At 60.2% G+C, this 10,614-nt stretch carries 14 protein-coding genes and 1 pseudogene; 8 read left to right on the forward strand and 7 right to left on the reverse strand.

Going from position 1 to position 10,614, the window contains the following annotated elements; translation table 11 throughout:
• Nucleotides 1-197 precede the first annotated feature (197 nt).
• On the reverse strand, nt 198-785 hold the full coding sequence (locus tag BFP89_RS06605; RefSeq protein WP_065884722.1) for an NUDIX domain-containing protein: 588 nt from the start codon (nt 783-785) through the stop codon (nt 198-200).
• A 181-nt stretch (nt 786-966) separates the two neighbouring features.
• Here BFP89_RS06605 and BFP89_RS06610 point away from each other — a divergent pair, with 181 nt between their 5' ends.
• Nucleotides 967-1,893: an alpha/beta hydrolase gene (locus tag BFP89_RS06610; protein ID WP_065884723.1), complete on the forward strand. Its 927-nt coding sequence runs from the start codon at nt 967-969 to the stop codon at nt 1,891-1,893.
• A 194-nt stretch (nt 1,894-2,087) separates the two neighbouring features.
• On the opposite strand, the gene BFP89_RS06615 is transcribed toward BFP89_RS06610, so the two are convergent.
• The 4 genes from BFP89_RS06615 to BFP89_RS06630 form a co-directional block, all read right to left on the reverse strand.
• Nucleotides 2,088-3,245, reverse strand: coding sequence for an alpha-hydroxy acid oxidase (locus BFP89_RS06615; RefSeq protein WP_065884724.1), 1,158 nt, complete (start codon nt 3,243-3,245; stop codon nt 2,088-2,090).
• 132 nt (nt 3,246-3,377) lie between these two features.
• Nucleotides 3,378-4,106: a DUF72 domain-containing protein gene (locus tag BFP89_RS06620; RefSeq protein WP_065884725.1), complete on the reverse strand. Its 729-nt coding sequence runs from the start codon at nt 4,104-4,106 to the stop codon at nt 3,378-3,380.
• Nucleotides 4,103-4,534, reverse strand: a complete 432-nt coding sequence (locus tag BFP89_RS06625) for a DNA methylase (protein WP_065884726.1) — start codon at nt 4,532-4,534, stop codon at nt 4,103-4,105. Before BFP89_RS06625 ends, BFP89_RS06620 begins: the two co-directional genes overlap by 4 nt.
• A gap of 2 nt (nt 4,535-4,536) precedes the next feature.
• Nucleotides 4,537-4,746 carry a hypothetical protein gene (locus tag BFP89_RS06630; RefSeq protein ID WP_065884727.1) on the reverse strand — a complete coding sequence of 70 codons (210 nt, stop codon included), beginning with the start codon at nt 4,744-4,746 and terminating at the stop codon, nt 4,537-4,539.
• A 196-nt stretch (nt 4,747-4,942) separates the two neighbouring features.
• On the opposite strand from BFP89_RS06630, the gene BFP89_RS06635 reads away from it, so the two are divergent.
• A complete protein-coding gene (locus BFP89_RS06635) occupies nt 4,943-5,446 on the forward strand; it encodes a DUF4142 domain-containing protein (RefSeq protein ID WP_065884728.1) in 504 nt (167 codons plus the stop codon).
• Nucleotides 5,447-5,476: 30 nt separating this feature from the next.
• Nucleotides 5,477-6,037: a type 1 glutamine amidotransferase domain-containing protein gene (locus BFP89_RS06640; RefSeq protein ID WP_065884729.1), complete on the forward strand. Its 561-nt coding sequence runs from the start codon at nt 5,477-5,479 to the stop codon at nt 6,035-6,037.
• 59 nt (nt 6,038-6,096) lie between these two features.
• Here BFP89_RS06640 and BFP89_RS06645 read toward each other — a convergent pair whose 3' ends face one another.
• A complete protein-coding gene (locus tag BFP89_RS06645) occupies nt 6,097-6,303 on the reverse strand; it encodes a PLD nuclease N-terminal domain-containing protein (protein ID WP_065884730.1) in 207 nt (68 codons plus the stop codon).
• 279 nt (nt 6,304-6,582) lie between these two features.
• Between BFP89_RS06645 and BFP89_RS06650 the strand changes: the two genes are divergently transcribed.
• Nucleotides 6,583-7,059 carry a hemerythrin domain-containing protein gene (locus tag BFP89_RS06650; protein ID WP_065884731.1) on the forward strand — a complete coding sequence of 159 codons (477 nt, stop codon included), beginning with the start codon at nt 6,583-6,585 and terminating at the stop codon, nt 7,057-7,059.
• 98 nt (nt 7,060-7,157) lie between these two features.
• On the opposite strand, the pseudogene BFP89_RS29270 reads toward BFP89_RS06650, so the two are convergent.
• Nucleotides 7,158-7,417, reverse strand: a pseudogene (locus tag BFP89_RS29270) (DUF2946 domain-containing protein); the annotation flags it as partial.
• A 179-nt stretch (nt 7,418-7,596) separates the two neighbouring features.
• On the opposite strand from BFP89_RS29270, the gene BFP89_RS06655 reads away from it, so the two are divergent.
• The 4 genes from BFP89_RS06655 to BFP89_RS06670 all read left to right on the forward strand — a co-directional run bounded on the left by BFP89_RS06655 (nt 7,597) and on the right by BFP89_RS06670 (nt 10,459).
• On the forward strand, nt 7,597-8,205 hold the full coding sequence (locus BFP89_RS06655; protein WP_065884732.1) for an SCO family protein: 609 nt from the start codon (nt 7,597-7,599) through the stop codon (nt 8,203-8,205).
• Nucleotides 8,205-8,687, forward strand: a complete 483-nt coding sequence (locus BFP89_RS06660) for a copper chaperone PCu(A)C (protein WP_065884733.1) — start codon at nt 8,205-8,207, stop codon at nt 8,685-8,687. Before BFP89_RS06655 ends, BFP89_RS06660 begins: the two co-directional genes overlap by 1 nt.
• Nucleotides 8,688-8,754: 67 nt before the next feature.
• On the forward strand, nt 8,755-9,243 hold the full coding sequence (locus BFP89_RS06665; protein ID WP_065884734.1) for an HIT family protein: 489 nt from the start codon (nt 8,755-8,757) through the stop codon (nt 9,241-9,243).
• Nucleotides 9,244-9,460: 217 nt separating this feature from the next.
• Complete coding sequence (locus BFP89_RS06670; protein ID WP_065884735.1) at nt 9,461-10,459, forward strand: NAD(P)H-quinone oxidoreductase; 999 nt, start codon at nt 9,461-9,463, stop codon at nt 10,457-10,459.
• Nucleotides 10,460-10,614 lie beyond the last annotated feature (155 nt).

The following is a 10,614-nucleotide window of genomic DNA, read 5'->3' on the forward strand; positions in this document are numbered from 1 at the left end:
AAGCCTGCGTTCGGCCAGCGTGGTTTAACGGGGCGCCTGAGATCAAGATCAAAAGCAGATCAAGATCAAGAGCGGCTCGCTTCGCATCGTGGTTGCGGTTGCGGTTGAGTGCTAAAGCGTTGTGTAGATACCTATGGCCATCGGGGGCAAGTCGAATCGTCGCCCCCCCCCGCCCTCATTTTGCTCGTCAGCCCCCCCTACCAGCGCTCTTTCAACATGCGCAGTTCCAGATGCTGCAACAGCATGATGGTCTTGCCATCCACAATCTCTCCGCTGGCCACCATCCCCAACGCCTGCTCGAACCCCAGTTCCAGCACTTCGATGTCCTCGCCCTCTTCCGCCAGGCCGCCGCCGGCGCCAACCCGGTCGCCCGCCTGGTATTCGCCGGTAAAGAAGTGAATGCGCTCGGTCACCGACCCCGGGCTCATGAAGGCCGCGTAGACTTTTTCGACATGCCCCACGCGGTAGCCGGTCTCTTCCTCGGCTTCCAGGCGGATGCGTTCTTCGGGACTGGCGTTGTCGAGCAACCCGGCCGCCGCTTCGATCAGGTAACCGGGGTAATCATTGACGAAAGTCGGCATGCGGAACTGGCGGATCAGCAGCACCGTGCGCTGCTCGCGGTTGTACAACAGGATGGTCGCACCGTTGCCCCGGTCATACACCTCGCGGGTCTGGGCTTGCCAACTGCCGTCGCGACGGCGCAGGTCGAAGCTGTATTTCTTCAAGAGGTACCAGTTGTCCGAAAGGGTTTCTTCGGCGGTGATGCGCACGGGGCTGTTGTCCATGGTCGGGCCTTTGCTCAAAGAAGCGGAGCATCGCGTGCAGGCCATGCAGCGTCAAGCCGGTTGCCCGGATGGGTCGCTGCAACACTTTGCAAGCAATCCTGCGTCACGGCCGTCGTATTAATTTTTGCTCTGCCCGGGCCATCTGGTACAACCCGAGCTTGGCTTTTGTACTGGAATCTTCATGTCAGCTTTTTCCATACCCCGCCGGGGCCTGCGCCGGTTTGTGCTGCTGTGCATGGCCCTGCTGATCGTCGCCCTGCCGGTCGGCTGCGCCGTGCTGCAACACAAGGAGCGCGAACTGGTGTTTCGCATCGAACCGGGCACCGCAGGCTGGTACACCGGCCTGCCAAGCGCCGTGCAGGAGTTCGATATCAAGCCCGCCACGTTCAAATCCGGCCAGAATATCCATGGCTGGTGGTACCCGGCCGCGCGCAAGGATGCGCCTGCGATCCTCTATCTGCACGGCGTGCGCTGGAACCTCACCGGCCAGCTGTTTCGCATCGAACAGTTGCACGCCCTGGGCTATTCGGTGCTGGCCATCGACTATCGCGGTTTTGGCAAAAGCCAGGGCGACCTGCCTTCGGAAACCACGGTGTATGAAGACGCGCGTATCGCCTGGGAACGCTTTCAAACCTTGCAGCCGGACCCCGGCAAACGCCTGATCTACGGCCACTCCCTGGGTGGTGCGGTGGCCATCGACCTCGCGGCCGAGTTGAGCAGGCAGGTGCCGTTGCCGGTACGCGGGCTGGTAATCGAATCCACGTTCACGTCCCTGGGGGATGTCGCCACGGCCGTTGCCGATACCTCACTGCCGGTGCGCTGGTTGCTGTCGCAGAAATTCGACTCCATCGACAAGATGGCCGATATCCATATGCCATTGCTGGTGGTGCACGGCCTTGATGACCGCTACGTACCGCCGCGTTTCAGCCAGCAGTTATTCGAAGCCGCCCAGGAACCCAAGCGGCTGTTACTGGTACCGGGGGCCGGCCACAACAACAGCATGAGCCTGGCCGGGCGCAATTATGGCGTGGCGCTGGACAAGCTGATGCAAACGACGATGCCATCACCGGTGGTCAGCCACTCCACAGGCCGAGACGGTGACTCATAAACGCACTTTTCGGCACTGGCTTGGCCAAGGCCTGTCAAGCGCAAACCCTGCCCATATTGGCCGTCATTGAAAGTTGATCAAATATTGATCGCAGGTTAAATCGCCAATGCTGCCGGGGCCTTGCAAAGTTATCCACAGAGATACCCACGGTTTTCGTGGACAACTCTTTTTACTTTTCCGTTTCTTTTTGCCCATCAAACGCCGTCAGGAAACGTGCCAGGCAGCAGGATCTCGCGATTCACATCGCGTATATCGTTATAGCCACACAGCGCCATCGACACATCCAACTCACGGGCGATGATCTCCAGCGCTCTGGTCACGCCCGCTTCGCCCATCGCGCCCAAGCCATACAGATGCGGGCGTCCGATCATCGTGCCCCTGGCGCCCAGCGCCATGGCCTTGAGTACGTCCTGGCCGGAGCGAATGCCCCCATCGAGCCACACCTCTATCCGATTGCCCACCGCCTCCACAATCGCCGGCAATTGGCTGATGCTCGACGGCGCACCATCCAGCTGACGGCCACCGTGGTTGCTCACCACCAACGCATCGGCGCCGGTGTTGGCCGCCAGGCGTGCGTCTTCCACATCGAGGATGCCCTTGATGATCAGCTTGCCGCCCCAGCACTTCTTGATCCACTCCACATCGTCCCAGCTCAGGCGCGGGTCAAATTGTTGGGCAGTCCACGCCGACAGCGAACTCATGTCGGCCACGCCCGTCACATGCCCGACGATATTGCCGAAGCCACGGCGCTGGGTGCCGAGCATGCCCATCACCCAGCGCGGCTTGGTCATCATGTTGAGGATGTTCGGCAGGGTCAGCCTGGGCGGCGCCGACAGGCCATTGATCAAATCCTTGTGACGCTGCCCCAGGATCTGCAGGTCCAGCGTCAACACCAACGCATCAACACCCGCCGCCTTGGCCCGCTCGATCAGGCGCTCGATAAACCCGCGATCGCGCATCACATACAACTGGAACCAGAAGGGCTGGCCGACGTGCTCGGCGATGTCTTCCAACGAACAGATGCTCATGGTCGACAGGGTATAGCGCAGGCCAAAAGCCGCAGCGGCGCGCGCGGTGAGGATCTCGCCATCGGCGTGCTGCATGCCCGCAAGGCCGGTAGGTGCCAGCGCCACCGGCATGGCCATGTCCTGGCCAATCATGCTGGCGCGGATTGAACGTTCATCGATATTGCGCGCCACGCGCTGACGGAACTTGATACGGGCAAAATCGCTTTCATTGGCCCGGTAGGTGCTCTCAGTCCAGGAGCCGGAATCGGCGTAGTCGTAGAACATGCGGGGCACACGTTTTTGCGCGAGCTTGCGTAAGTCTTCGATGGTTGTGATCAACGACATCGGGTCACCTCTCCCTGAACTGAACCCAGAGAGTAACCGGCGATCGCCCAGGCAACCAGCCATTGCGTTTATCTCGCGAGCTGTACACGGCGCCGCCCTGCCCCCCAGGCAAGCCGGCGAGGATTTTTTCAATCAGATGGGGAGGTGCGACCGATGAAGGTCCAGCAGGTCCAGGGCATCGGCGATCGCATGGCCGCTGGCGGTGTTATCGAAGATGCACCAGGTGGGAATGCCCTCCTCCATCGACTGGCGCAACAATTGCGCATACCCCTGCACCCGCTCATGCCCGTAGGCGCTGTGATAAATGCGCGGCGAGCCATGCAGGCGCCAATAACGCACGCCGTGCCAGGCATCGCCCGCGGCAATGACCGCGGGGTCGGCGGTGACCCAGCCAATCTCCAGGGCTCGCAACAGACTCCCAGCCGCCAACCAACTGGCATGACGCGGTTCCAGCACCACGGTGCCGGCAAAACCCTGGCGCAGCGCCTCGAAAAACGCGCGGGCAACCAGCGGCTCATAACTCAAGGACGGCGGCAGCTGTACCAGCAGGCAACCGAGCTTTTCGTGCAGTTGCAGGCATTGCCCGAGAAACTCGTCCAGGGCGCTGGCGCACTGCTGCAAGCGCAGCTCGTGGGTGATTCGCTTGGGCATCTTGACCGAAAAACGAAACCCTTCAGGCACCGACTCATGCCAGCGCCCATAGGTTTTCGGCAAGTGGGGCCGATAAAACGAACTGTTGATTTCCACCGCATTGAAACGCGAAGCGTAGCGCTGCAAGTGCGTACCTTGCCCAAGGAAGGCCGGCCAATGCTCGCGGGGCAAGCTCCAGCCGGCACAGCCCACATACAGCGGTGCGCTCAAAACAGCACCGTGGCCGCATCGCGCATGAAAATCTCGATGGTCTTGGGCCCGACGCCGTCGAACTCACCCAGGCGCCTTTCGAACGCCTGGCGGTCGTCGCTGGCCTCAAGCATCCGGGTGATGCTGCCGCTGTAATCGGCATTGAGTTTTGCGCTCAGGTCCAACAGGCGCTGGGCCGTGGTTTCGTCGTAACGCACGTAATGCGCGCGCCCCAACATGGCGACCAGCTCGCGCGACGTGCAGTGCTGCAATTTACGCGGCGTGTCGCGGCCCTCCTCTTCAACGATCACCCTGTAGGCCTGCGCGGCAATCGGCGCCTGAATGCGCTTGCCCATCAGGAAGCTGGCGATAAACCACTTGAACAGGTTGCCGTCATCGCCAGGCTTGAGCTCGATTCCCAGTTCCGACGCGCTGATGGAACGGGCCATGCTCACTGCCCCTTGCTGAGCTTCTCGTTGATGGCATCGGTCTGGCGCTCAAGGTCCTTGATCGAGGTCGGCGTCACCACTTTATCGATGGTTTCGGTCCTGGGGTTCGGACGTTCCAGGGACTGCCCTTTAGTGTCGTCGGCATTGCCCTTTTGCGCGTCTTCGGAACTGACGGGCGCGGGGGTTTTATCGGCGGGCTTGTGATCAGTCACGGTGCTATCTCCTGGTAATGACAGGTCACCCACAGTGGCGACCCTATGCAGCAGAACCCTGTGAATTTGGATTAGTTCAAGGAAATTGCCACGCCTGCCGTTCGGTCAATGCGTGCAAAAAAAATTTAAACCTTTTGCCTGGGCGCCGGTTCAACAGTCTCGTAACGGCAACACGCCATTTCCAAGGAGAGACACCATGACGACTCGACTGATGAAACACATGGGCCTGACATTCGCACTGGTTGCAGGCTCGATTTCCACCGCAATGGCCGCCACCTCCAACGACTTTGTCGAGAGTGCCGCCCAGGGCGGTATCACCGAAGTTGAAGCCGGCAAACTGGCGCTGGAAAAAAGCAGTTCGGCGGACGTGAAGACCTTCGCGCAACACATGATTACCGACCATACCAAGGCCAATCAGGAACTGATGGCACTGGCGAAAAAACTCGATATCGAAGTACCGGATGACGCCGCCCTGACTGACAAGGCGAAGAAAGCCATTCTGGAAATGCGCGATGAATCGTTCGACAAAGCCTACGCCAACAACCAGGTGGACGCCCACGAGAAAACCGTCGCACTGTTCAAGAAGGAAGCAGAGTCCTCCGACAACGCCGAGTTGAAAGCTTTCGCCACCAAGACCCTGCCGACCCTTGAAGCACACCTGGAAAAAGCCAAGGCGCTGCAAGGCAAATACGCCCATTAATTCACTTACCCAAACAGGAGACACCCGCTTATGAGTGCGCAACTCAACGGTAAGAAAATCCTGATCATTACCTCCAATACCGGCATCGAGCGCGATGAACTGCTCAAGCCTCTGCAAGCCCTGCGTGGCTTCGGCGCGACCGTGACGCACGCCTCCAGCAAAGGTGGCACTACCCAGACCTTCGTGGGCGATACGGAAAAGGACCAGACCGTGGAATCCGACGTGCAACTGTCGGACGTGGTCGGCAGCGACTTCGACGCGCTGGTCATCCCGGGCGGCACCGTCAATGCCGATACCCTGCGCCAGGACAGCGCCGCGCTGCGCTTGATCAGCGAGTTCGCCCAGGCCGGCAAGACCATCGCGGCCATCTGCCACGGCCCGTGGACGCTGATCGACGCGGGCGTGGTCAAGGGCAAGACCCTGACTGCGTTTAAAAGCGTGCGTATCGATCTGGAGAACGCTGGTGCCGCCAGCGTGGTCGACGCCCAGGTGCAGGAATGCAAGGCCAACGGCTGGACCTTGATCACCTCACGCACGCCGGACGATTTGCCGGCGTTCAATGAGGCGATTGCCCAGGCTGTTGCGGGTTGATCCGTCCACCGCAATAAAAACAGGCGCCCCATGGGGCGCCTTTTTTTTAACTGAACGCTTCAGTGTTTGCGCGGTTGCGCCATCTCGCGCTTGGGCCCGAACATCGCCCAGGCGATCAGCCCCAGCAGGGGTACAAAGATCAGCACCACCACCCATAAGCCCTTGGTCTCCCAGCCGCCGGTACTGCGCAACACAATGTTGATGGCCCACAGTTCCAACAGCAGCAGAATCACTGCCAGTACGATCCAGATATATTCAATTTGCATGCTTCACCTCCTGAAGTCTAAGGGTTAGGTCAAGCAAATGCGCCAGGGGTTCCATCGAATTGTTCAGCAACGCACTTCAACAGCGGCGGCGGTTGTGCGTTGTGCAATCCCGGCAGCCCCCGATCATGCAAGCTGCACGACAACCAACCGATGGTTTGACGCCAACCATATGATTTAAAACATAATTTACCATCCTGAAAAGTTGGTACGCGTGATGCAATGAGCTTATTCACGAGGCGTGCGTTTCGACATGCCCGACCATTACCCGTGAGGTTCCACATGAATGCCATCGACCTTCTCAAAGCCGACCACGAACGCGTCAAGACCCTGCTGACCCAATTGAGCGAATCCACCGAACGCGGGGTGAAAAAACGCACCGACCTGCTGGCCAAGCTGGAGATGGAAATCACCCTGCACACCAAGCTGGAAGAAGAAATTCTCTACCCTGCTTTCAGAAAAGCCGGCGGCAAGGAACAAGACATCATGTACCACGAAGCCAAGGAAGAGCACCGCACCGTGGACTCATTGGTGCTGCCCGACCTGAAGCAGACCGACCCGTCCACCACCGAGTTTTCCGGTCGAGTCAAAGTGGTCAAGGAGCTGCTGGAGCACCATATCGAAGAAGAAGAAACCGAGATGTTTCCCGAGGCCAGGAAGCTTCTGGGCAAAGCGATGCTGGAGGAACTCGGGGCTGAAATGGAAGCGATGAAAGCGGCTCATAAAAAGGCCATGACGAGTAAACCAATGGCTGCGTAAGGCCTATTGGTCACGTTGTCTGCGCTTCGATTGGCGCAAGCGTCAGGGCCTGTTTTTTACCGGCCCTGACGCCTTATCCTCAGCAACCAGGCCGGTCAAAATACGATTGCGACGGTAATAGCCCTGCATACGGGGCAGGCAAAGTAGTTCGAGATGTTGCTGGAAGACAGGCCAGCCCACCCCTTGTCGGAAAATTATCGGCTGACCGCCGTCCACTGCGCCTGACTGGCCGCCGTGGCCATCAAGCTGTTGACCGACCATGTGCCCATGCCCCCAAACCGCGTAGGAACAGGTTCACCAGTACGCAGGAGTACAGGGCCGAGGCGATCAGCGCCCGCTCGAGGCAGCTCGATTTCATCGCCGCGACCCTACCACCGAAGCCACAAAAGGCTAGAGCGCAGCGCGCCCCTGTGGCAGAACGTCGCAGATTACGCGGGGGCCCAGGGTTGCTAGACTCTGCACCCTTCTCGTTACTCCTTTTCAAAGCCGGGTGGGCAACTCCAGAGCCATTCAGGCGTTTCACAGGATGCACAGTTGATGAGTACGTTATTCACCCGCCGCAAAGTGCTGACCGGCATGGGCCTGTTGGGCCTGGGCAGCCTGCTGGGCGGCTGTGACTACAGCCCCAGGCTGGATTTCAAGTACGGCAAGGACCTCAGTGACAAGATCATGGGGCGCACCTTCAAGCTCAAGAACACCGACGGCGAAACCGTCACCCTGAGCTCGTACCGTGGCCTGATGCCCGTGGTGTTCTTCGGCTTCACCCAGTGCCCGGCGGTCTGCCCGACCACCCTGGCGCGCGCCGCCCAGGCGAAGAAGCTGATGGGGCGCGACGGTGAAATCATGCAGGTGGTGTTCATCACCCTGGACCCCGAGCGCGACACCCCCGAGATACTCGATAAATACGTCAAGGCCTTCGACCCCAGCTTCGAAGCCCTGTATGGCACCCCGGAAGAAATCGCCGTGGCCGCCAAAGAGTTCGGGATCTTTTATGAAAAGATCCCCGCCGGCGACACCTACACCCTGTCCCACACCGCCACCAGTTTCGTGTTCGATACCCGTGGCAACCTGCGCCTTGGCTTGCAGGCATCCCTTACCGCTAAAGAGTGCGCAGAAGACCTGCTCACCGTCATGGAGGTCTGCTAATGACTGCCGTTCAACACCTCAAGCGTCTCACCCTCGGCCTCACCCTGCTGGGTCTTGCCGCCCACGCCAGCGCCCAAGTGCAAGTGAGCGACGCCTGGGTACGTGCCACCGTGCCGGGCCAACCGTCCAGCGGCGCGTTCATGACCGTCACCGCCGACAGCGACAGCCAGTTGCTGCGCGTGGCTTCACCAGTGGCCAAAGACGTGCAGATCCATGAAATGAGCATGAAAGACGACGTGATGCGCATGGGCCCGGTGGACTCGGTGGCCCTGCCCGCAGGCAAAGCCGTCAAGCTCGACCCGAATGGCTACCACGTGATGCTGATGGGCCTGACCGGCCAGATCAAGGAAGGCGACCAGGTGCCGCTGACCCTTACGGTAAAAGACGCCAAGGGCACCGAGCAGACCATCGAAGTGAAAGCGCCAGCGCGTGGCTTGGATGGGATGGATCATAGCCACATGGACCATAGCAAGATGCACTGAGGGGCGAACCCTCTCACATGGGGAATACTTGTTATCCTGCCGCACCAGCCAACCTGGATGCGTGCTCATGCAAATAGACCCCGCCTACCTCTTGCACCAGACCGAACACTGGTTGCTCAACCATCACCTGACAACGAGGCTGCCGGGCTACCTGATGCTCGGCGCCAAGGCACCGATCGATTCGCTGGCCGACATACCCGACGCCGCACTGGCCGAACTCGGCGGGCTGCTCGCCAGAGTCCAGCGGGTGATGGAAACCCAGCTCCAGCCAAAGTGGCTGTATATCAGCCGCTACGGCCATATGCCGGGCTTGCCGCTGCATTTTCATTTCATCCCGGTGTATGACTGGGTCGAGGATGCGTTCTGGCAGGATGAACGCTATCGCACGCTCCAGGGGTTCGGGTCGCAAACACTCGCGAAAAACCTGACCGATGGGGCTGAGCTGACGCTGTTTGTGTGGCGCGAGTTTGGTGAAAGTACTGCACCGCCGAAGATTAAGGGGCCGTCAGTGGTAGAGGTGATCCAACGTCTAAGCGCAGCCTTCAAATCACAATGAACATCGAATGTGGGAGGGGCGCCGCGCTTTTGATCCTGATCTCAGGCGCCCCGTTAAACCACGCGGGCCGAATGCAGGCTTGAATCACCTTTCTGTTTATGACGCAGGTTGGCGCCATGGTGGTTGCACTGCAGCTGGAAGCGGGCATGATCTGGCTGAACCGTCGACCGCTCGCTATGGTCCCAACCCGTACGCTCATCGTTACAGGAACCCATCCATGACACTGCCTCAAGAAATGACCCTGATCGAAATCACCGCCCCCGGCGGCCCCGACGTGCTGCAGCCGCGTCGCGCAGACGTGCCGGTGGCCGGCCCCGGCGAGATCCTGATTCGCGTGCATGCCGCCGGGGTCAACCGTCCCGACGCCCTGCAACGTGCCGGCAAATACCCGATGAAACCCGGCATGAGCCCGATCCCCGGCCTGGAAGTGGCCGGTGAAGTGGTGGCGCTGGGCGAAGGCGTGCATCAATACGAACTCGGCGACAAGGTCTGCGCGCTGACCAATGGCGGCGGCTATGCGCAGTTCTGCGCGGTGCCGGCCAGCCAGGCGCTGCCGATTCCCGAAGGCATGGACTGGATTCAAGCGGCGGCCGTGCCGGAGACCTTCTTCACCGTCTGGGCCAACCTGTTCGGTCTCGGCGGCGCCTGCAACGGCCAGCGCGCGCTGATCCACGGCGGCACCAGCGGTATCGGCACCACCGCCCTGATGCTCTGCCGGGAATTCGGTATCGAGGCATTCGCCACCGCCGGCAGCGCCGATAAATGCGCGGCGATCGCCAAGCTCGGGGCGCAGCCGATCAATTATCGCGAAGAGGATTTTGCCCAGGTCATCGCCGAGAAAACCGCAGGTAAAGGCGTCGATGTGATTCTCGACATCATGGGTGCCTCCTACCTCAACAACAACCTCAAGGCCCTGGGCATGGACGGCCACCTGGTGATACTGGGCTTCCTCGGTGGCGCCAAGGCCAATGAGGTGGACCTGCTGACCATTCTCGGCAAACGTGCGGTCATCACCGGTTCCCTGCTACGCGCACGCACCCGCGAAGAAAAGGCCGCCATCGCCGAGCAGTTGCGTGAACATATTTGGCCGGTGCTGAGCGAAGGGCGTTGCCTGCCGATCATCGACAAGGTGTACGAATACACCGACGCCGCCCAGGCTCACGCCCGCATGGAAGGTGGCGACCATATCGGCAAGATTGTGCTGCGCGTCGAATAAACCACCCCCTGTGGCGAGTGACCTTGCTCCCTCTGGAGCATAGGTACCCACACAACTCAGCAGCGCCCAACCGTAACCACGATGCGAAGCGAGTCGCTCTTGATCTTGATCTCAGGCGCCCCGTTAAACCACGCTGGCCGAACGCAGGCTTGAAT

The sequence above is a fragment of the Pseudomonas sp. 31 R 17 genome (assembly GCF_900004915.1).
GTDB lineage: Bacteria > Pseudomonadota > Gammaproteobacteria > Pseudomonadales > Pseudomonadaceae > Aquipseudomonas > Aquipseudomonas orientalis_A.